Raw genomic sequence first — 20,535 nt, forward strand, 5'->3', positions numbered from 1 at the left:
GGTATGGAAGGTATGTGAGCCTTCCTAATTGATCGCCGACGCCCGTCGGCACGCCGAAATCCTTGCCTCTCGGCCGTTTTCGAGCTTGATCGCGTTCAAGAAGACCATCGTCGAACCGACTCGTCCCGAAATCGCCGCGGCGACCGCCCGGGAAAACGACCAGTTCGCCCAGTTACTCGGTGGGCAGGCAAACGCAGCGGCGCTGGCCGATTTCACCGGTCGGCGTGGCAACCCTGATCATTGACGAAGCCCGCTACCGCGAGCCGCTGGTCTCCAACTGCGCGGCTTCAGCGATGATCGCCCGCAACGTGCGTCGGCAACGCCCGCAGTCAGTGCCGGCCCCGCAGGCCGCGGCGACCTCCTTGGAAGTCGACGCCCCACGGGCGACGGCGTCACACACCGTCTGACTCGTCGCACCGACACACAGGCATACGTACATTATTAGTGCAGTCTAACCTAACCTGGTTCGCGAAGGCTAACCTAAGTTGCTAGCGCACTTTCAGCCCGGTCGGCACGCCGCTGACCAGCCTTAACGTACCGACCCGTTCAAGCACCGGATGTTGCAATCGCTTTTGGGTGTTTGCTTCGGTGGACGGTCGTGGCCGACGAAAATATCCCGCTGCACACTGCCGGCGTTGCCTCACTCAACCTAGGCTAGCTTTACTTAGGGAAAGCTGGCCTGAGTGAGTATTACCTTGGGTGACAACGGCTTTGGCGTGTTGTAGCGTGGCCGCAACGGCCGCCGCGGCCATTTTGACAGGAGTAATAATGCAAGGTGATCCTGATGTTTTGCGCCTGCTCAATGAACAGTTGACCAGCGAGCTCACCGCGATCAATCAGTACTTCCTGCATGCCAAGATGCAGGAGAACTGGGGTTTCACCGAGTTGGCGAGCCACACCCGCGCCGAGTCATTCGACGAAATGCGGCATGCCGAGGCAATTACCGACCGCATCTTGTTGCTGGACGGGCTGCCGAACTACCAGCGCCTTTTCTCGTTGCGCATCGGCCAGACGCTGCGCGAGCAGTTCGAGGCCGACCTGGCGATCGAGTACGACGTGTTGAACCGGCTCAAGCCGGGCATCATTATGTGTCGCGAAAAGCAGGACACGACCAGCGCCAACCTGCTCGAGGGGATTGTGGCCGACGAAGAGAACCACGTCGACTACCTGCAGACGCAGCTGGAGTTGATGGACAAGCTCGGTGAGGAGCTCTACTCGGCTCAGTGTGTCTCGCGGCCGCCGACTACAGGACAAGGCGGGCACTAAGTCGCCAACCCCCGCGGGAAGGTGCCCGACGGGAAGGCAGGCATGACAGCGCAGATCACTGCGCGCCCGGATGCCGAATCCGGCAACACACCGATCAGTCCGCAGCGACGCAATTTCGTCTTCTTGGCGATCATGCTGGGAATGCTGCTGGCGGCCCTGGATCAAACCATCGTCGCCACCGCGCTGCCGACGATCGTCGCCGATCTGGGCGGGGCAGGCCACCAGTCGTGGGTTGTCACCAGCTATCTGCTGGCCTCGACGATCATCACCGCGCTGGCCGGCCGACTCGGTGACCTGTTCGGCCGCAAACGGGTGTTTCAGGCAGCGGTGACGTTCTTCGTCGTCGGATCGGTGTTGTGCGGCATTTCGCAATCGATGGCAATGCTGGTCGGGGCCCGGGCGCTGCAGGGTCTCGGGGGCGGCGCGATCATCGTGACGGCCACCGCGCTGATCGGCGAGGTCATTCCGTTACGCGACCGCGGCCGCTATCAGGGCGCCATGGGCGCGGTGTTCGGTGTGACGACCGTGATCGGCCCACTGCTGGGTGGCTATTTCACCGACCATCTCACCTGGCGGTGGGCGTTCTGGGTCAACGTGCCGGTGTCGATCGTCGTGTTTTTCGTTGCGGCAGCGGCGATTCCGTCACTCGCTGCGCGCGTGAAGCCGATCATCGACTACACCGGGATCCTGTTCGTTGGGCTGGGTGCGACGGGTCTCACCCTGGCAACCAGTTGGGGTGGCACCACCTACCCCTGGAGTTCCACGACGATCATCGGGTTATTCGTCGGATCCACACTGGCGCTGGGCGCCTTCGTCTGGGTGGAGAGCCGGGTCGCGGAGCCGATCCTGCCGACCCGGTTGTTCGGCAATCCGGTGTTCACCGTGTGCTGTGTGCTGTCCTTCGTGGTCGGTTTCGCGATGTTGGGGGCGCTGACCTTCCTGCCGACCTACATGCAGTTCGTCGATGGCGTTTCGGCGACAACATCAGGACTGCGCACGCTGCCGATGGTGGTCGGCATGCTGACCACCTCAATGGGCAGCGGCGTGCTGGTCGGTCGAACCGGCCGGTACAAGATTTTCCCGATCGCCGGGACTGCCGTGATGGTGATCGGCTTTGTGCTGCTCTCACGAATGGGCCCGGAGACATCGGCAGTGCGGCAGTCGTTGTACCTACTCATCTTGGGCGCCGGTATCGGATTGTGCATGCAGGTGCTGATCTTGATCGTGCAGAACACGTCGAGTTTCGCCGATCTCGGCGTCGCCACCTCCGGCGTGACCTTTTTCCGCACGATCGGAAGTTCTTTCGGCGCAGCGATTTTCGGTTCACTGTTCACCAATTTTCTGCACAGCCGAATCGGCCCGGCACTGATTGCCAGCCGAGCGCCGGCCGCGGCCGCGAGTTCTCCGGAGGCTTTGCACCGGCTTCCGCATGACGTCGCAGCCCCGATCGTGGCGGCCTACGCCGAGTCGCTGTCGCGGGTGTTTCTCTGGGCGGCTCCGGTCGCGCTCGTCGGGTTTCTGTTGGCGTCGTTTCTGCGCGAGGTGCCGCTCCGCGATATCAGCCACAACGCCACCGATCTCGGCGAGGGATTCGCGATGCCGACCGGCCGGTCATCGGAGCAACTGCTGGAAGCCGCGATCGGACGCATGCTGCGGAGCGCCCCTCCCGGCATGCGGCTGCGCAGCATAGCCATGCGGCCGGATTGTCGGCTCGATGTTGCCGGGCTGTGGACGGCGTTGCGGATCCAGCGCTACGCCCGGCTCTTCGGGGTCGCGCACTTGACGGTTATCGGCGACGACTTGGGCGTGCCGTACGAAATCCTCGAACCGACCGTCGAGCGCCTGGTTCGCTCCGGCTACGTCGCACAAGACGTCGACCGCTTGTGGCTCACGACGTCAGGCCAGCAGCAAGTCGATTTGGTGTCGGACCTGTTGCGGGACTGGATCGTCAACAAGCTTGCCGAATCTCCCGGGTTCGATGGACGGCCGGACCGGGCTCAGGTCGACGCCGCGCTTGACCGGATCGCCCAGCGGGTCGTCGCTCAACGAGATTGGCACGAGGAGCGCCCGCGGATGGACGCGATCGCTTCCAACGCTTAGCGACCATCTGGGTGGCGGGACCCTGTCAGCCTCGCCAGCCAGATGGTCAGCTCGTCGATCAAGGCACTACAGCGCCGCGATCAGATGAAGGGTGAACCAAGCAAGGCGTCAATGACCGGGTCGAGCAGGGACCCAAGGCCCAGGGGCGCCAAAAGGTCAGCGTCAAGGCCAGAGGCCAGCAGGCCAAGCGCATCATCCGGTACGCCCAAGACGAACGCGCTCGGGTCGAGCGCAGCGACCAAGTCGCTGAGCGGATCCGCATCGATGATGGCGCCGGCCACGGGTGCGGTACCCATGCTGACCAGGGCCGCGGCAAAGGCGGCGCCGACGGCCGTGCCGGAAGTTATAGCTATCCGACGCCTGCGCGGCGCGGGGGTACGATCGTTGCGACTCATGTGCGAGCCTCCAATCCGGTATGTGTCGATATGGATGTGTATGGGGTTGCCGCCCCATTGCCGGCGTCTCGCACATGAGTTTTTAATGTCCAACCCCCGACGGGTCACCGACCGCCAGAGCATATATCAGAAGATGTCAGTTATGTCGATAAATTCTGAACGCGGCTTCAATTTTTATTAGCAACTGTTTAGCCTGCACTCAGGAAAGTCTCGAGGGAGCTCCCCGCTCAATGTTGAATCGCGCCAACGCGGTTCGTCGGCAGAGGATCGCGGAACCACGTTGCCGCGCAACAGTATTCGGGTGTAAACAACGTCCAAATCCGCCATTGGCGATGCGATATGCCGGCTCAGTTCTACCCCGGCAAAGGCGCCTATTCCACACACATCTAATTCACAATAGTATTCGACACATATCTAATTGTAAGGTTACGAGGGGGGTAGCCATTTGTCTATGGACGATATGGAAATGGTTGATAAAATTACGGCTCGACCAGCGCGTCGAAGCGTTTCGGGGTTGCTGGATACCACGGCCGTAGGCGTACCATCTCGCCATGAGCCGCATCGGAACATTCCCTGACGACGACGTCTACAGCTGGGCGACTAAATCCCCGGACCTCGGCGGCGCCATCGCCAATTTCAGCCACGCCGTCTATAACAAGAACCGGTTGCCGATGCGCACCCGCGAGCTGGCGCGCGCGGTGATCGCCCACGACAACGAATGCACCGTGTGCATGAACACCCGCGACGCCGACGGACCTGCCGCAGGCGTCGATGAGGAGCTCTATGAGCACGCCCTGGAATGGCGCACCTGGCCGGGGTACAGCGAACAGGAGCGGCTGGCCGCTGAGTTCGCCCACCGATTCGGCACCGAGCACACCAAGCTGCGCGACGACGAAGACTTCTGGAATCGCGCCAACGAGCACTTCTCCGAGGAGCTGCTCGCCGACCTCGCAATGTCCTGTGCGCTGTGGGTCGGCATGGGGCGCATGCTGCGGACCCTGGACATCGGCCAGACCTGCAAGCTGACGTTGCCGAGTCGGGTCTGACCGACCGGGCACGCCCGGCAGATGACCACCACACCGCTCGCCGCCGCGGCCATCGCCCAACTTGAGGCCGAAGGCGTTGACGCGGTTATCGGCACTGTGGTCAATCCGGCCGGGCTGACGCAGGCCAAGACCGTACCGATACGCCGGACTAACGCATTCGCCGAGCCCGGCTTGGGCGCCAGCCGGGTCTGGCATGGTTTCGCGATCGACCAGACTGGCATCGCATTCACCGAACACATCGGTGTCGTCGGTGACCAACGCGTCCGAATCGACCTGTCCGCCTTACGTATTCTCGGCGATGGCGTGGCCTGGGCGCCTGGCTCGTTCTTCGAGCAAGACGGCACGCCCGTGCTCGCCTGCAGCCGCGGAACCCTGGGCCGCGTCGAAGCGGAACTCGCGGAAGCCGGCATCGAAGCGATCGTCGGACACGAGATCGAATTCCTGCTTGTGAATCCCGACGGCCGTCGGCTGCCTTCGACGTTGTGGGCACAGTACGGCCTGGCCGGTGTACTTGAACACGAGGCTTTCGTTCGCGACGTCATCGCAGCAGCTGCCGTGTCCGGCGTGGCAATTGAACAGTTCCACCCGGAGTACGGGGCCAACCAGTTCGAAATCTCGTTAACACCGCAATCGCCGGTCGCCGCGGCGGACCAACTGATCTTGACCCGAATCATCATCGGCCGCGTTGCCCGCCGCTATGGGTTACGTGTCAGCCTGTCGCCGGCACCGTTCGTAGGCGATGTCGGATGCGGTGCCCACCAACATTTTTCGCTGACCAGCTCGGCCGGCGCGTTGTTCTCCGATGGCGCGGGGACCCACGGCATGACGAGCAAAGGGGAGAACGCGATGGCCGGGGTGCTGCGCGGTCTGCCGGAGGCTCAGGGGGTCTTGTGCGGGTCGATCGTGTCCGCATTGCGCCTCCACCCCGGCAACTGGGCTGGGGCTTACGCCTGCTGGGGAACCGAGAACCGAGAAGCGGCGCTGCGCTTCATCGTTGGCGGCCCAGGTAACCCGTACGGGGGCAACGTCGAAGTCAAGGTGGTCGATCCTTCAGCCAACCCATATTTCGCCACGGCGGCAATCCTGGGCTTAGCGCTGGACGGAATCAAGGACAAGGTCCTACTGCCACCCGAGACCAAGGTGGACCCGGCAGCACTGTCCGACTCGGAGCGTGGCCGCGCCGGCATCGTGCAGCTCGCCGACTCCCAAGCGCAAACCATTGCCGCACTGGATAATTCGAAGCGTGTGCGCGGAATCCTTGGCGACCCTGCCGTCGACGTTGTGGTCGCGGTTCGCCGCTTCGAACACGAGCGGTACGCCCATCTCAACCGTGAGCACCTGGCCGACAAGTTCCGTATGGCCTGGAGTGTGTGACGGTGGCGGCCCTGGCGGACCATATCGCCGGAGTGCCGCTGATCGACCAGCACATGCATGGTTGCTGGCTGACAGCGGGGGACCGGCGGCGGTTTGAGAACGGCCTCAACGAGGCCAACACCGAACCGCTGGCCAAGTTCGATTCAGGATTCGACTCACAACTCGGCTTCGCACTACGCAACCACTGTGCACCGCTGCTCGGCCTACCCAAACACTCTGACGCCGACGAATATTGGCAGCGACGCTGCCAACTTGCCGAGACCGAGCTGGCCCGAATCTTTCTGCAAGCCGCCGGAGTTAGCGATTGGTTGGTGGATACCGGGTACGCCGAAGGCGTCGCGGACGTCGAGCAAATCGCCGACTGCTCCGGTGGCCGCGCTCACGAAGTGGTCCGCCTCGAGCAAGTGGCCGAGCAGGCCGCACACAGCCCGGGTGACTACGCGTCGGCGTTCGAGGAGATCTTGCACCGGCGCGCGGCGACGGCGGTGGGCACCAAATCCGTCCTGGCCTATCGCGGCGGATTCGACGGCGATCTGACCGAGCCGTCGCTGGCCGAGGTCGCCAAGGCCGCCGCCCAGTGGCGCGATCGCGGCGGCATCCGGCTAGAGGATCGGGTGCTGCTGCGCTTCGGGCTGCATCAGGGTCTGCGCCTGGGTAAGCCGTTGCAATTCCACGTGGGCTTCGGCGATCGAGACTGTGATCTGCACAAGACCAATCCGCTGTATTTGCTGGACTTTTTGCGCTGCTCCGGCGATACGCCGATCGTGCTGCTGCACTGTTACCCCTATGAGCGGGAGGCTGGCTACCTGGCCCAGGCGCTCAACAACGTCTATCTTGACGGCGGCCTGTCCATCAATCACCTCGGCGCTCGGGCGCCCGCATTTATCGCCCGCCTGCTGGAGCTGGCGCCGTTCCGCAAAATTGTCTACTCGTCAGATGGGTTCGGCCCGGTTGAGTTGCATTACCTCAGTACCATGCTGTGGCGCAATGGTATTCATCGCGTGCTGAGCCAATTCGTCACCGACGGTGACTGGAGTGCAGCTGATGCCGTGCGGGTGGTCGACCTGATTGCTCGCGACAATGCGGCCCGCATCTATCAGCTGGATGAGATTAGAAGCGCTGTTCGCCGGGTATAGGTCCTCCCATGGCCGGCCTAGCAGAAGCGCTGGAGTGGGTCCGCTCGCAAGTGGCGTCGCGGGTCCCCAAAGCCGACCTCGACCAGCGGGACCCTGACTATATCCGCGACCAGCTGCCCGGAACGTGGTTGTTGGCATCGCTGTACTTCCGGGCAGAGGTGGCCCACTTGGACCGGATTCCCGCCGATGGGCCGGTGTTGCTCGTCGGCAACCACAGCGGCGGCAACGTGCCTCCCGATACTTTCGTGTTCACGCTGGCGTTCTGCTCCTACTTTGGCGTAGAGCGACCCTTCTACCAGTTGGCCCACAATCTCGTCGTCTCGGCGCCGCCGTTAGGCTGGCTGCGCAAGTTCGGCACCGTCGCCGCCAACCACGAAAACGCCCGGCTGGCGCTGGAATCCGGCGCCGCGTTGCTGGTCTATCCCGGTGGCGACTATGAAGTCTTCCGGCCCTCGTGGGAACGCCACACGGTCGATTTCGGTGGCCGCATGGGATACGTGCGGTTGGCGCGCGACGCCGGGGTGCCGATCGTGCCGGTAGCGAGCGTGGGCGGTCAAGAAACCGCGTTGTTCCTCGACCGCGGGCAATGGCTGGCCAAGCTGCTCTTCGCGGATAAACTGTTGCGGCTCAAGAGTATTCCAATATCGCTGGCGTTGCCGTGGGGCCTGAATATCAGCGACTTGGCCGGCCATATCCCGCTGCCAGCCAAAATCGCGATCGAGGTGCAAGACGCCATCGAAGTCGATGGGGACGACCAGGCGGTGCACGACAAGGTGATGGCCAGCCTGCAGGCCGGGGTCGACCGACTTGCGGCCCGACGTCGATTCCCGGTGCTTGGCTGATGCGAGTCGAACGGCACTGCGTGATCGACGCCGACCGCGATGCGGTCTGGAAAATCGTCAGCGATCCAGACTGCTATCCGTCCTTCATGACCAGCCTGGAGCGGTGGGAAAGCGCCAACGACCAGCCGGCCGGCGTCGGCGCCCGCTATACCGTTCATTGGAAGATCGGGTCGGTGCCGGTGGGCGGTTTGATCGAGGTGGTCGAGTTCGACGACCTGCGTGACCTGGCGTGGGTCGGCATCACCGGTATCAGCCTGCGGGGCCGAATCCGGTTGCGGGACGCGGGGGAGGGCCGGACCGGGGTGACATTCCGGCTGTCCTACCAAGCGCCAGGAGGCATTTGGGGATACATCGCCGACCGCGTCGCCGTAGGCCAGGTGGGCCGGACCACCGCCAATACCCTCAGGCGCCTCAAAGCGCTCGTCGAATCCACGAACTGAAATCAGCTGTGCAGGTGCAGTCGTTCACCTTGCGGTCCAAACATCATGATTGCCTCGACCGGAGCGTCGACCACTCCGAACCAGTGCGGCGTCCATGTCGAGAACTCCACGGCTTCACCGGGATTGATGATGAAGTCGCGCTCGCCAAGGATAAGGCGCAACCGGCCAGACAGCACGTAGATCCACTCCTGACCCGCATGCACGGGTAGCTCGGCTGGCGGCCTGCGACGACGTGCACTGACTCGGACTTTGAACGTATGCAGGCCGCCGGCGGGTCCCTGCCGGGTCAGCGGCCAGTACGTCACGCCGTGGTGGGTGTGCGAGTTCCCGTGCACACGCGGGTCTTCCGCTATCGGTTCGCGCACCAGCTCGTCGGTGCTGACCGAGAGTGCGGCCGCCAGCCGTGGCAGATGATCCAGCGCAAGCCGGCGTTTCCCCGACTCCAAACGGCTCAATGTGGACACATCGATCCGGGCTTTGTGCGCGACGTCCTCGAGCGTCAAACCGCGCTGGGTGCGAACCTCTCGCAGTCGTCGCCGCACCAGCGTCTCGACATTGTCTTTTGCCTCCATGGCAAGAAAGCTTGCCAGAACGCGGGCACCCCAGGCAAGGTGGCGTCATGGCAATGTCTGAGGCACAACAGGCTTGGGAAGAGCACTACGGCAAGCAACAGCGGGTGTGGAGTGGCCGGGTCAACCTCCGGCTGGCGGAGTTGGTCGAGCCATTGTCGCCGGGCCGCGCGCTCGATCTCGGTTGCGGCGAGGGCGCCGACGCGATCTGGCTGGCCGAGCACGGCTGGCATGTGACGGCAGTGGACATCTCGCAAACTGCGCTGGACCGGGCGGCAATCGATGCCGCGGACCGCAATGTCGCGACCCGCATTGACTTTCAGCGACACGATTTGACGAAAAGCTTTCCGTCTGGCGTGTTCGACCTAGTGTCGGCACAGTTTCTGCATTCAACGGTCTCGATGGATCGCGCGCGACTGCTGCGACGGGCAGCCGACGCCGTCGCCATCGGCGGCAACCTGATAGTTGTCGACCATGGGGGAGCACCGCCGTGGGCGTCAGAGCATCAGCGTCATCACGAGTTCGCTACCGCGGACGAGGTGGTGTCATCGTTGAATCTCGACGAGTCTGAATGGGACCAGGTTCGGGTCGCCCCGGTCGAGCGCGACGCGCTTGGCCCGGAAGGACAGCAAGCGGTGCTGATTGACAACGTCATAGTGCTGCGGCGGCGTTAGCCGGCGCACCGGTGACATTAATGCGCCGCGGTTGACGGCATAGAGCAGATCGAGCCACTGAATTCCGGAATTTTAAATTATTCGTCCGATAATTTGGATTAAACAGCCGGTTGGTTGGGTACATCGAGAGGGTGGGGATTACCCGCGGACCTGTACCGCTCGTCGTTGGGAACGAGGCGATGAGGGCACACCGACTCGACCTGGAACGTGCCGGCGCCATTACCGAGGGCGCCATCTGGGACAGGCGACGCGGGGACAGGCGGCCCGGAGAACACGAGACCTCGGTGGAGGTCCTGCGAACTGTCTGCGGTCGAATCGGACGTCGCGTACTCGTGCGCGGGTTGAAAACGGGTCGGCAGTGGGTGGTGAACCCCGAAACCCTGCTGTACTCCTATGAACCGCGGACTACGAGCCGTCGGCCGCGAAAGGCATGAGCTGAATCAGACAAGCCCGATCGACATAAGCGGTGAATTGCCTTGCCCCGCAGTATGCTTCAGACCACCTTTGAATGGTCGCGTGGTTCGCGGAGAACCCCGCGAGGTCGGACGGCCGGGGCCGGATAGATCGCGAAGCAATCGGCGCGTTCGAGCGGCGGCATGGTTCAAAGGATGATCGCGGCGGTTGCGTTGGGGTTATGCTCCGTCAAGCCAGATGCGTTTTGGGACCAGGGGGCCGGGTGAGAACGCGTGAGAAAAACGATTCTGATCATCTTTTTGGGTGTGATCGCGCTGTTCGGGGCCGGGGTGGCCCATGCCGAGAGCCTTGATGACCCCGGCGTCCTGTCGGGTTCGGATCTCGCGATCATGGTCGGACCGACCGGAGTAGCCAGCCCGAACGCTGCCTACATCGCAGATGCCGAGACCCTGTACCTCGAGCCGAACGGGTTTAGCCCCACCGGAATTGCGGTAGATCTGCCGTTCTATCCGGCATCCGACAACTTCGGCCCATCAGTGACCGCTGGCCAAGATGCCCTGACCACAACAGCGGTCATCGACTACTACCTGGGCGTATTCGATGCGGCGCATCCGTTGACGTTGTTCTGTTACTCGCAGGGTGCGGTGGTCTGCAACAACGACGAACCGACCCTGATCAACTGGGGCATCCCGTCCAACGCAATCCATATCGTCGAGGTCGGTGACACGTCCAGTTCGCAAACCGGGTGGGATGGTGCTCCCGGCCCGGTCGATGGGTTCCTCGATAACACCGCTGCGCCAGGCACTCTGACCGCGTTTGGTCTTTCTGCTCTCGGGTGGGGCAACCTTGTCGGCGACGTCACGCCTAACAACTTCTACGACACCCTCGTCTACACTATCTACGGCGACATCTGGGCCGACGTAGCCAACCCTGTCTGCCTGCTTTGCCACGACGCCTATCTGGGCCTCACGCCAGCGGAGATCAGTTCTGCTGTCCCGGTGATCGACGGCCTGACGACGTATTTCGACATTCCCGCACTCTCCACGACCGCGCTGGATAACGCGCTGCTCTCCGCGGCGGGAGCGCTATAGCAAGTCGGTGGCATCAAAAACCCAGCTGGTATCCGCTTTTGCGAGTGTTTCAAGCCAGTCTGAGGGTGCCTGGTTCACCAACGAGTTCATATCCCAATAGTCTTTCCACAGTGTGACTTTGCCGTCGTCGACGCGGTGCACTGATACAAACTTCAGCACAGCCGTCTCGCCGCTCGACCAGTTCCAGGTTTCGGAATGTTCGTACATCACGTCGGCGCCGTTGGATACCAGCACCCCGTCGTGGTTTTCATAGCCCGCCAGCGGCTCGAGCCCGACCTTGAGTCGCTTCACGATGTCGTCGGGACCACGCGCCGCCGCGACCGGTCCGACCGGCATGTCCACATAGATGCAGTCCGCCGACAGGAAGGTCTTGATACTGTCCCAGTCCCGTCGCGATAAGGCTTGCCACAGTCCGAGTACGGTGTCGTCAACTGGCATGGGATGTCATAGAACCGGGCTGCTGAACACATTGTCAACAATGCGCGCGCAGGAGGTGGGGGATGGCGACGCTGCGATCCCGACGCAAAGCCACGAGCAGGCGCGTCCGCAGGGCCAGTCCGTCGCCGTTCACGTCGTCGTGGACACCCAGGCCAGCGCAGTTCGGCGTTGGTGTGCACCACAACGTCGGGGTGCCGATGAGCGACGGCGTCGTGCTGCGCGCCGACATCCATTACCCGACGGTGCCCGAGACCGGCCAACCGGCCGAGGGGCCGTTTCCCGTGCTGCTGTGCCTGACGCCCTACGGCAAAAAAGCCCCGCCGCCGGCCGCCCAGATCGGTGGCGGCGCCACCCCGTATTTGATCAAACGCGGCTATATCGAGGCAATGGTCGACGTCCGGGGCAGCGGCGTGTCCGGAGGTTCTTTCGAGATGTTCGGACAGCGGCAGGCCCAGGACGGGATTGAGCTCGTGGAGTGGGCGTCGAAGCTGCTGAACGCCAACGGCCGCGTCGGCATGTTCGGCACCTCCTACCTGGCGATCAACCAGCTCTTCACCGCCGCCGCCATCGGGCCGGATTCGCCGTTGAAGGCGATCTTCCCGGTCATGGCCGCCCGCGACTTCTATCGCGACGCCGCGGCCATGGGCGGGGCACCGCACCTGCGGACGGTGCGCGCCTACGGGTCGGTTTATCGTCTGCTCAACGTCGTCAACCCGGCGCTGGAGGTGATCAACCTCGGCAAGCATCCGCGGCCGCGGGCCGGCGGGTTCGCCGGAGTGCGCCAGCGTGGGCGGGATCAACGGGGCTACTTTCGGCCGTTGATCGCCGACTCCGTCGCCGGCGGTGACACAGCCTTCGACGGGCCATTTTGGGATGCGATGCGGCCGGGCATGGTGCTGCCACGGATCGTCGCGAACGATGTGGCGGTCTTTCTGGTCGGCGGCTGGCACGACGCTTTCCAGCGCGGCGCGCCGCTGAACTATGCCGCGTTGCAAAACGCCTTCGCCGGGCGGCCCGACGAGTCGCCGATGCAACCCGGCCAGCGGGTGTCGGAGCGGTTGCGGTTACTGATGGGTCCCTGGTATCACGTGTCCGACTTCGGCGGCCTGCACATCAACGCGCTACAGCTGCGCTGGTTCGACCATTGGCTGAAAGACGAAGCGGCAGCAGCGATCTCCGGATCGCCGTTCACGTTCCAGGCAATCGGAAGCCCGCGGTGGTTTCACGCTCGCGAATACCCCCTGGCCGAGGCCACGCCGACCCGTTTCTACCTGTCCCAGTCCGGCCAGCTGACCGCCGACTGCGCGACGGAAACATCAACGGCCACAATCAAATACGTGGAGCGCGGTCCGCTGGCCGGCCGAAGCATCGAACAGTGGACCCTGGGAATGACCAGTTTCATCCGGGCCCAGCGCGGCGGCCAAACCCGATACGACCAGGACAACCGGCGACTGCAGCGCGGCGCGCTCACCTACACAGGAGAACCATTCGCCACCCCAACCTTGGTCGCCGGACCGATCACGCTGACCGTGCATGCGACGGCCACCACCAGCGAAGCGTTGTGGGTCGCTCACCTCGACGACGTCGCTCCCGACGGTGCCAGCCGGCCGTTGACGCAGGGGGCGCTGCTCGGTTCGCACCGCGCGTTGGATCCGGATCGCACCTGGTACCTGCCCGACGGCAGCATCCTACGGCCGCACCACTTCAGCACCCGGTCGGCGGTTAAGCCCGTGGTTCCCGGCGAGCTGACCCGATACGACGTCGAGATCTTCCCGACCGCTGCGATGATCGAGCCGGGCCACCGGCTGCGTCTGACCGTGACCACCTACGACTTTCCGCATCTGGTTCCGACCAAGCCCGCGCGCAACGCGCTGACCGGCGGCAGTTACCAGCTCCATCAAGGCGGCCCCACCCCGTCGCATCTGCTGATCCCGGTGGCTGACCCGGACAGCTTCAGCTGAGCCGCACCGCCGCGACATCCACGCACTAGAGCGGCTTTTGGCGCATACTCCCCAGGGTGACCTGGCTACAGCAATACATCGCCGAAGAGATTGCCACCGACCACGTCGACGGTCTGCTGACGAGGCGTGAAGCCCTCCGACGGCTGGCTCTGCTCGGTCTTGGCGGCGGGGCCGCGGCCGCACTGATCGCTGCGTGCGGCAGCAAGCAAACGCAGCCCCCGAGCGGGTCATCCGGCGCAACGGGAACCCAGCCGCCGGGAATGGACCGGGCGCTGCCGACCGAGCCGATGTCCTGGGCCGGCCCGAATGGAGAGCTGCAAGGTGCATGGGCGCAAGCGCACAATTCCCGTCGCGGGGTGTTGGTCATCCACGAGAACAAGGGGCTAAACGATTGGGTGCGGTCGGTGGCGGGACGTTTCGCCGGCGCCGGCTACTCGGCTCTGGCTGTCGACCTGCTGTCGGAGGAAGGCGGCACCGGGCACTTCTCGGACCCGGCGCAGGCCACCGCCGCGCTGAGTGCCGTCAAGCCCGATCGCTTTATCGCCGACCTGAATTCGAGTGTCGCCGAACTGCAGTCGCGGGTCCCGGGCCGCAAAATCGCCGTGGTGGGGTTCTGCTTCGGTGGCGGATTGGTGTGGCAACTGCTGGCTGCCGGCGCGCCGGAATTGTCGGCCGCTGTCCCGTTCTACGGGCCGCTACCCGACAACCCGGACTTCGCGACGTCCAAAGATGCAGCCGTGCTGGCGTTCTACGGCGCCCTCGACACTCGGGTTACCAGCTCCGAGGCGGCGGCCAAAGCCGCGCTCGACCGTGCCGGGCTAGTCAACGATATCGTCATCGAACCCGATGCCGACCACGCGTTCTTCAACGACACCGGGCCGCGCTACAACGCTGCCGCCGCCCACGATGCCTGGGGGCGGGTGCTGGAGTGGTTCGGCCGTTACCTGGCTTAGGCGCCTTAGCGGGTGGCCATCGACCGCGCCGGGCCCAGTGCTACCGGCAGCGTCGACCAACCATGCAGAACTCGGGTGTCACGGCGGCTGCCCACGCCGGCGGAGCGCACCTCGGGGAAGCGGTCGAAGAATGCTCGCAACCCGACCTCGCCTTCGGCTCGGGCAAGCGCCGCACCGAGGCAGAAATGACGACCGCCGGAGAACGCCAGATGCCTCCCGGCGTTTTCGCGTTCGATGTCGAACCGGTTGGGGTCGGCGAACACGGCCGGGTCGCGGTTGGCTGCGGCAACGTAGACGACGACAAGTTCGCCTTGTTTGACCGACACGCCCGCTATCTCGGTGTCGTTGAGCGCAAACCGGGCGGTGAGCTGAACGGGGGACTCCAAGCGCAAAATCTCCTCGACGGCGTTGGGCCACAGCTGGGGACGCTGGCGGAGTGTGTGCAGATGCTGAGGATTGTCCAGCAGCATGCGAATCCCGTTGCCCAACAGATTTACCGTCGTCTCGAAACCAGCCGCTAACACCAGACCCGCGACCGCGTGAAGTTCGGACTCGTCGAGATACGTTTCCGCCGAACCGCTTTCGGCTTTCTGGATCAGCTGGCTCATCAGGTCGTCGCCGGGGTTTCGCCGCAACTGTTGCAGATGCTCAGTCAGCCAAAAGTTAAATCCCGCTATCCCGCGTTGCACACGTCGGTATTGCGGCCATGTGAGGCCGAAATCCAAACTGGGCGCTGCCAACTCGCCGAACTCGAGGATGCGCTGTCGATCAATGTCTGGCACCCCCAGGATGTCGCTGATGATCGACACCGGAAGCTGCGCGCAGTACCGGTCGACGATGTCGACGACACCCGGTTCGCGGGAGAGTTGATCGAGCAGCGTCGCCGCAGTCTGCTCGACGCCGTCTCGTAGCGCCGCGACGGCCCTGGTGGTGAACACCGACGAGACCGTTTTGCGGTAGCGGGTGTGGTCCGGTGGCTCCACCGCCAGCAACGACGGCGGACGCAGTGGATGAAGCAGCTCGTCGCGAGTGCGAGTCTCCAGCCACCGCAACAGCGGCGGCAGATTCGCGCCGATCGACAGTACCCGGAAGTTGTCCGACCTCAGCAGTTCATGGCCGATCGCATGGTCGGCGGTGATGTAGCCGATGCGTGATTGCACCACGGGGCCGCGGGCCCGCACCGCCTCGTAGAACGGCACAGGATCCGCTTTGACGGTCGGGTCGGCGATCAACCGAGCCTGCAGGTCACCGCGTCTGGCGCCCAACGATGCGACGCCGCGCACAAAGCCGTGCAACGCCAGCCAGTGCAGCCGCTGCCTCAATGCGATATCCACGATTGCAAGCCTACGGCGAAGGAAAAAGCCAGCCGCTAAGCCAGTTCCCAATTCATGTTCTTCGCGAACGCGATCGCGTCGTCGCTGATTGTGCCGAGCGCCTGACACCGCTGGATGTAGTCGCGGACCATCGGCAAGAAGTTCATCGGGTTGTAGGCGTCTTCCTCATAGCTCCATAGGTTGTCGCCGGCGTACTTCATCACTGACAGGTTGGCCGCCTGGTGAATGCTGCCGTCTCCCGGATCACGCATCCGGTTGAGAAACTCGCAAAACACCCAGCCGCGGTCGGTGTCGATCGAGTACCAGGACGTCGGATAGAACGGCATCTCGCTGCCCGGAAAAACATTCATCGTCGACACGATCCAATCGCGAATCTGCTCGCGCCCGTGGAAGGTGCCGTATGTGTGCTCGACATAGGTTGCATCCTCGGTGAACGCGTCGGCAAACCGCGACCAGTCCCAGCTGGAACCGATCCCGACCACGACTTCTTGGTGATGCTTGAAGGCTGATTCGATCTCCGCGCGCGACCACTGTCCCATGCCAACCTCATTCAGCTCGATGACGACGTGGATTTCACGCCTCGGCAACATCCTTGATGCGGTGCAGCGTCTTGGTCATGTCACGAATGTTGCGTCGCTGACGCAGAAAACCCCCAAACATCCAGTAATACAGGGTGGTCAGGGGAGAGGCGCTCATCCGAAATGATTCGGTGACGTCGGTGCCGTCAGGCTTTGACACCAGGCGGTAATGCCAGTTGTTTACCGGCCTGTCCCCGACGAGCACCTCGAAGCCGAATTCCCGGCCCGGTTCGCAGGCTGTGACCCGACAAGTTGTCCAGTAAACGGGCCCGATTTCGTTTCGCTTGACATGGCCGCGGAATCGGGCCCCGAGCGCGGGCCCGTTTGCTCCATCAAGCCATTGCGCCTCGAATGTTTCGGGGGAGAACCGCCCGACGTTGCGGACATCTGCGATCAGGTCCCAGATCTTGTCCGCCGGTGCTGCCATATGAACTGTTGCCGAGCCTTGCATGGGCTGATCCAAGCATGCCCTGGCCCCGGGTGACTAGGCCTCGTCACCGTCCGGCACGTCATGTCGCACCACCTGCACCTTCCCAGGCGGCAGGCAGGCGGCGTAGCCGTGGTACTTGCCGTAGAGCTCCCATGAGGTGGCGTTTTCGTCCGGCGGCACGTCGATCCGGTGTCCGTCGGAGAATTCCAGGTGCAGATCTCCGGCGTCACCCCAGGCGACATCAGTGCAGGTCGCGCCCGAGAAATCGAACAGCGGTCGCTCTTCGAGTGCTGGGTCGGTCGGGTCGATGGACACAACCTCAGCCGGGGCATCGGCAACGGGCGGCACAGTCAGGGTGATCGGTGTCGAAATGACGAGTTCGTTGTAATCCTCAAGGTTCAGCACCAGACCGTCGCGGAACATGATCCGTTGAACCGCACAGCCTCGAATCCAGGGTTCAATCAATTTCTGGTCGGTCATGCATTTCCACTTCTCGCGACATGACATCTCCAAGAATGGCTGTAAAGAGGCTTTGCGAGTAATACCCGCTCTCGCTGCGGTCGAACCCTTGTCCAGACGGTGGATCCGCGCTAGCGTTTCGACGTCTTCAATCGCGATTCAAACGGAGTGATCACCATCGACGATTCCTTCCCCACCACAAAGCGATCCAAGGGCGACGGCGCGCCCGACGACGGCGAGGCACCCGTCATTGTCAGCTTGGTCGAGGCGGCGATGCAGATGTTCAGCGCTGCGATTGACGCTTTGCCCGCCACCAGCGATCCGGAGTTCTCCGGACGCGCAGCGGTGATCCTCGCCGGCCTACGAAAGCTGCAGACCGCGCTCACCAAAGCAGCATCTCGCGGTAGGGCCACGCCGTCTGTCATCGTGTCGCTCAGCGGAGTCCGAACGCGCTACGACGAACTGATGGCCATGGCCGCCGAGGCGCCCGGTGCGACGTTGGGCCAACAGCTGTATGTCGTACGTCGGCGCGCCAGATTGTCGGCGCAGGAGACCGCCAATGGCGCGGGGCTCACGGCCGATCTCCTCGACGCCATCGAGGCCGAGGAAATACCGACCGATGACGAAGCGGCCCGTATCAAGGAGCTCCTCGCTGCCTTAGGTGGCTGACGCGTCGCCTCGCCGCGCCAAACTGCTTGGCTCCCCGAACCGGGCCTTGGTCGGCAAGAGACTCGACGGCATGGATCGACATCACCGAGCAGCTGCGCTGAACCGGGCCCACCAAGAAAACTGCGCTTGACGGTGATCCGTCAAGCGCAGTTTGCTTGCGAGGGTTAGCCGCCCGCGTGAGCGCCGAGGGAGCCCTGCAGGTCACCCTTCATCGCGTTCAACTGTGCGCCCCAGTACTCCCAGCTGTGCGTGCCGTAGGCCGGGAAGTTGAACACGGCGTTGTGGCCGCCTGCGGCGTTGTAGGCATCCTGGAATTTCTTGTTGACGCCGATCATGAAGTTGCTCTCGAGGAACGTCGCCGGCAAATTGGCACCGCCCAGTTCGTTCGGTGTCCCGTTGCCGCAGTACACCCAGAGCCGGGTGTTATTGGCGACGAGTTGGCCGACGTTGACCAAGGGGTCGTTGCGCGTCCATGCCGGGTCGCTGTCTGGCCCCCACATGTCTTCCTTCTTGTAGCCGCCGGCATCGCCCATCGCTAGGCCTATCCAGCCCTGCCCGGTGGACGGGCTGAGGTAGCCGGACAGCGAACCGGCGTAGATGAACTGACCAGGGTGGTAGATCGCCAGATTCATTGCCGATGCACCGGCCATGGAGATACCGACCGAGGCGCTGCCGTTCGGCTTGACGCTCTTCTGCGAGGACAGGTAGCCCGGCAGCTCGCTGGTCAGGAATGTCTCCCACTTGTAGGTCGAGCAGCCGGCCTTACCGCACGCCGGGCTGTACCAGTCGGTGTAGAAGCTGGACTGTCCGCCGACCGGCATCACGATCGACAGACCTGACTGGTAGTACCACTCGAAGGCGGGGGTGTTGATGTCCCAGCCGTTGTAGTCGTCCTGGGCACGCAGGCCGTCCAGCAGGTACACCGCTGGCGAGTTGGCGCCGCCGCTCTGGAATTGAACCTTGATGCTGCGGCCCATCGCAGCCGAAGGTACCTGGAGGTACTCGACCGGAAGGCCGGGCCGGGAGAACGCCCCCGCCGTCGCCGATCCGCCGAGAAGGCCGACGAGGCCCGGCAGTACAGCGACCGCAAAAGCGGCGACCATAAGTCGCCGCACCCAGCCATGCATTTTGTTCACGTATGTCATCCCTGCCCCTTGCTGTAGGCCATCGCGCTAATGGCAAAACTTACAGTGTGGTAGTCCATATGTCGATTAGGACGCAAAGATGTCTCGAATTGATGTCGGCCGCCGCCACCTGCGCAGAGCCGGTGATCAGCGGCTCAGGCAGCTGTTTGTGGCAACTTTTTCATGCCCGGCGCTGTTGACGCCCGTTCAACTGTTGTCACGATCAACGCGTAGGCTCGCCCGGGGTTGACCGACGAGACCACGCTGTCCCGGTCCTTCCGCCGCGTACGAACCAAACCGCATAGAGGTGCAAATTTGGACACGGTACTTGGGCTGTCGCTGACATCCACGTCGGTCGGCTGGGTCCTTGTTGAAGGCCGCGACGCCGACGGCACCATCCTCGATCACGACGATTTCCACGTGGGTAGCGGCAGCGGGCTGCGCGCGGTCAACACCTCGGCGCAGACGGCTTCGGCCGTGCTGGATGCCCAAGCGACCGCGCTGAGCCATCACCGCCGCCTGCACGTTGTCGGCGTCTCGTGGAGCGACGACGCGGCTGCCGAGGCTGCGCTGCTGCTGGAATCGCTGACCCACGCGGGCTTCGACAATATTGTCCCGATTCGGCTGCACCAGGCGTGCGAGATGTTGGCGCGGGCGATCGCGCCCGTCGTCGGCTATGAGAAGGCCGCTGTGTGCGTATTGGACGGCGATTTGACGATCGTGGTCATGGTCGACACGTGCGACGACGAACCACAGACCGCGACCAAGCAGCTGACCGGTGGCCCGGGCCGCTTGGTCGGATGGCTGACCACCCTGTTCAACCGAAATTCGTGGCAGCCGGGTGGAATCGTGATCGTCGGTCCCGATGAGGAGCTGGAAGCGCTGTCGTTGCGGCTGGAGAAAGCGGTACCTGCGCCGGTCATTACCCAGACCGGCGCGCAGCTGGCGCTGGCGCGTGGGGCTGCTCTGGCGGCGGCCGAGAGCACGGGATTCACCGACACCGAGCTGGTCGACACGGCCGCCGAAGATCGGCGGGAGCGGCCAAGCTCGCGGCAAAACCCCTACGCCGGGGCGTTGACGATGCTCGTCGCCGGTGCGGTCACGTTTGTCGCATCGCTATCGCTTGCCCTGGGCCCGCGTTTGGTTCCCGAGCGAGCTGCAGCACCGGTCCATCATGTGGTCCATAAGGCGGCCACTCCGCGCGTCGCCCCGGTCCCGGCTCCGCAGCCGGCGGCCGTCGAC

At 63.7% G+C, this 20,535-nt stretch carries 22 protein-coding genes and 1 pseudogene; 14 read left to right on the plus strand and 9 right to left on the minus strand.

Translation table 11 applies throughout. The features are described from left to right. Nucleotides 1-244: pseudogene (locus tag WB785_RS03390) on the plus strand (enoyl-CoA hydratase/isomerase family protein); the annotation flags it as partial. Between the two features lie 9 nt (nt 245-253). On the opposite strand, the gene WB785_RS03395 reads toward WB785_RS03390, so the two are convergent. Next, nucleotides 254-439, minus strand: coding sequence for a (2Fe-2S)-binding protein (locus tag WB785_RS03395; RefSeq protein WP_424077283.1), 186 nt, complete (start codon nt 437-439; stop codon nt 254-256). 329 nt (nt 440-768) lie between these two features. Here WB785_RS03395 and bfr point away from each other — a divergent pair, with 329 nt between their 5' ends. Together bfr and WB785_RS03405 are read left to right on the plus strand one after the other, a co-directional pair. Further along, nucleotides 769-1,266, plus strand: coding sequence for a bacterioferritin (gene bfr / locus WB785_RS03400; RefSeq protein WP_424077284.1), 498 nt, complete (start codon nt 769-771; stop codon nt 1,264-1,266). A gap of 42 nt (nt 1,267-1,308) precedes the next feature. Continuing rightward, nucleotides 1,309-3,366, plus strand: a complete 2,058-nt coding sequence (locus tag WB785_RS03405) for an MDR family MFS transporter (RefSeq protein ID WP_424077285.1) — start codon at nt 1,309-1,311, stop codon at nt 3,364-3,366. Between the two features lie 80 nt (nt 3,367-3,446). Here WB785_RS03405 and WB785_RS03410 read toward each other — a convergent pair whose 3' ends face one another. Next, entirely contained in the window at nt 3,447-3,761 is a 315-nt protein-coding gene (locus WB785_RS03410; RefSeq protein WP_424077286.1) for a hypothetical protein, read from the minus strand. Nucleotides 3,762-4,312: 551 nt separating this feature from the next. Between WB785_RS03410 and WB785_RS03415 the strand changes: the two genes are divergently transcribed. From WB785_RS03415 to WB785_RS03435, 5 genes are read left to right on the plus strand one after another with little or no spacing between them, the layout of a single operon-like run. Next, nucleotides 4,313-4,807 carry a carboxymuconolactone decarboxylase family protein gene (locus WB785_RS03415; RefSeq protein ID WP_424077287.1) on the plus strand — a complete coding sequence of 165 codons (495 nt, stop codon included), beginning with the start codon at nt 4,313-4,315 and terminating at the stop codon, nt 4,805-4,807. Between the two features lie 21 nt (nt 4,808-4,828). Continuing rightward, on the plus strand, nt 4,829-6,181 hold the full coding sequence (locus WB785_RS03420; RefSeq protein ID WP_424077288.1) for a glutamine synthetase family protein: 1,353 nt from the start codon (nt 4,829-4,831) through the stop codon (nt 6,179-6,181). Nucleotides 6,182-6,234: 53 nt separating this feature from the next. Next, on the plus strand, nt 6,235-7,317 hold the full coding sequence (locus WB785_RS03425) for an amidohydrolase family protein (RefSeq protein WP_424077301.1): 1,083 nt from the start codon (nt 6,235-6,237) through the stop codon (nt 7,315-7,317). A gap of 8 nt (nt 7,318-7,325) precedes the next feature. Beyond that, nucleotides 7,326-8,159 (plus strand): 1-acyl-sn-glycerol-3-phosphate acyltransferase, encoded by an 834-nt coding sequence (locus tag WB785_RS03430; protein ID WP_424077289.1) that lies wholly within the window; start codon nt 7,326-7,328, stop codon nt 8,157-8,159. After that, nucleotides 8,159-8,599 carry an SRPBCC family protein gene (locus WB785_RS03435; RefSeq protein WP_424077290.1) on the plus strand — a complete coding sequence of 147 codons (441 nt, stop codon included), beginning with the start codon at nt 8,159-8,161 and terminating at the stop codon, nt 8,597-8,599. Before WB785_RS03430 ends, WB785_RS03435 begins: the two co-directional genes overlap by 1 nt. Nucleotides 8,600-8,601: 2 nt before the next feature. Here the strand turns inward: WB785_RS03435 and WB785_RS03440 are convergent, their stop codons facing one another. Continuing rightward, a complete protein-coding gene (locus WB785_RS03440) occupies nt 8,602-9,171 on the minus strand; it encodes a helix-turn-helix domain-containing protein (RefSeq protein ID WP_424077291.1) in 570 nt (189 codons plus the stop codon). A 47-nt stretch (nt 9,172-9,218) separates the two neighbouring features. Between WB785_RS03440 and WB785_RS03445 the strand changes: the two genes are divergently transcribed. Continuing rightward, the gene (locus WB785_RS03445) at nt 9,219-9,842 is read left to right on the plus strand and encodes a class I SAM-dependent methyltransferase (RefSeq protein ID WP_424077292.1); all 624 of its coding nucleotides are present in this window, start codon (nt 9,219-9,221) and stop codon (nt 9,840-9,842) included. Nucleotides 9,843-10,528: 686 nt separating this feature from the next. After that, on the plus strand, nt 10,529-11,347 hold the full coding sequence (locus tag WB785_RS03450; protein ID WP_424077293.1) for a PE-PPE domain-containing protein: 819 nt from the start codon (nt 10,529-10,531) through the stop codon (nt 11,345-11,347). On the opposite strand, the gene WB785_RS03455 is transcribed toward WB785_RS03450, so the two are convergent. Then, a complete protein-coding gene (locus WB785_RS03455) occupies nt 11,342-11,785 on the minus strand; it encodes a nuclear transport factor 2 family protein (protein WP_424077294.1) in 444 nt (147 codons plus the stop codon). The genes WB785_RS03450 and WB785_RS03455 overlap by 6 nt on opposite strands. A 197-nt stretch (nt 11,786-11,982) precedes the next feature. On the opposite strand from WB785_RS03455, the gene WB785_RS03460 reads away from it, so the two are divergent. Both WB785_RS03460 and WB785_RS03465 read left to right on the plus strand, forming a co-directional pair. Continuing rightward, on the plus strand, nt 11,983-13,746 hold the full coding sequence (locus WB785_RS03460) for a CocE/NonD family hydrolase (protein WP_424077302.1): 1,764 nt from the start codon (nt 11,983-11,985) through the stop codon (nt 13,744-13,746). A 56-nt stretch (nt 13,747-13,802) separates the two neighbouring features. Next, entirely contained in the window at nt 13,803-14,699 is an 897-nt protein-coding gene (locus WB785_RS03465; protein ID WP_424077295.1) for a dienelactone hydrolase family protein, read from the plus strand. Between the two features lie 5 nt (nt 14,700-14,704). Here WB785_RS03465 and WB785_RS03470 read toward each other — a convergent pair whose 3' ends face one another. Genes WB785_RS03470 through WB785_RS03485 form a run of 4 tightly spaced genes read right to left on the minus strand, consistent with a single transcriptional unit; the run spans nt 14,705 to nt 17,521 of the window. Further along, on the minus strand, nt 14,705-16,021 hold the full coding sequence (locus WB785_RS03470; protein WP_424077303.1) for a cytochrome P450: 1,317 nt from the start codon (nt 16,019-16,021) through the stop codon (nt 14,705-14,707). Nucleotides 16,022-16,068: 47 nt separating this feature from the next. Then, nucleotides 16,069-16,572 carry a nuclear transport factor 2 family protein gene (locus WB785_RS03475; protein WP_424077296.1) on the minus strand — a complete coding sequence of 168 codons (504 nt, stop codon included), beginning with the start codon at nt 16,570-16,572 and terminating at the stop codon, nt 16,069-16,071. A gap of 34 nt (nt 16,573-16,606) precedes the next feature. Beyond that, a complete protein-coding gene (locus WB785_RS03480; protein ID WP_424077297.1) occupies nt 16,607-17,062 on the minus strand; it encodes an SRPBCC family protein in 456 nt (151 codons plus the stop codon). A gap of 33 nt (nt 17,063-17,095) precedes the next feature. Continuing rightward, nucleotides 17,096-17,521: a DUF6188 family protein gene (locus WB785_RS03485; protein WP_424077298.1), complete on the minus strand. Its 426-nt coding sequence runs from the start codon at nt 17,519-17,521 to the stop codon at nt 17,096-17,098. A gap of 252 nt (nt 17,522-17,773) precedes the next feature. Here WB785_RS03485 and WB785_RS03490 point away from each other — a divergent pair, with 252 nt between their 5' ends. Then, the gene (locus WB785_RS03490) at nt 17,774-18,169 is read left to right on the plus strand and encodes a hypothetical protein (RefSeq protein ID WP_424077304.1); all 396 of its coding nucleotides are present in this window, start codon (nt 17,774-17,776) and stop codon (nt 18,167-18,169) included. A 164-nt stretch (nt 18,170-18,333) separates the two neighbouring features. On the opposite strand, the gene WB785_RS03495 is transcribed toward WB785_RS03490, so the two are convergent. After that, on the minus strand, nt 18,334-19,314 hold the full coding sequence (locus WB785_RS03495; RefSeq protein ID WP_424077299.1) for an esterase family protein: 981 nt from the start codon (nt 19,312-19,314) through the stop codon (nt 18,334-18,336). A 294-nt stretch (nt 19,315-19,608) separates the two neighbouring features. Here WB785_RS03495 and WB785_RS03500 point away from each other — a divergent pair. Further along, nucleotides 19,609-20,535, plus strand: a 927-nt coding sequence (locus WB785_RS03500; RefSeq protein ID WP_424077300.1) for a DUF7159 family protein, incomplete at its 3' end; no start/stop codon positions are given.

Origin of the sequence: Mycobacterium sp. (assembly GCF_049585075.1) — a bacterium.
Classification (GTDB): domain Bacteria; phylum Actinomycetota; class Actinomycetes; order Mycobacteriales; family Mycobacteriaceae; genus Mycobacterium.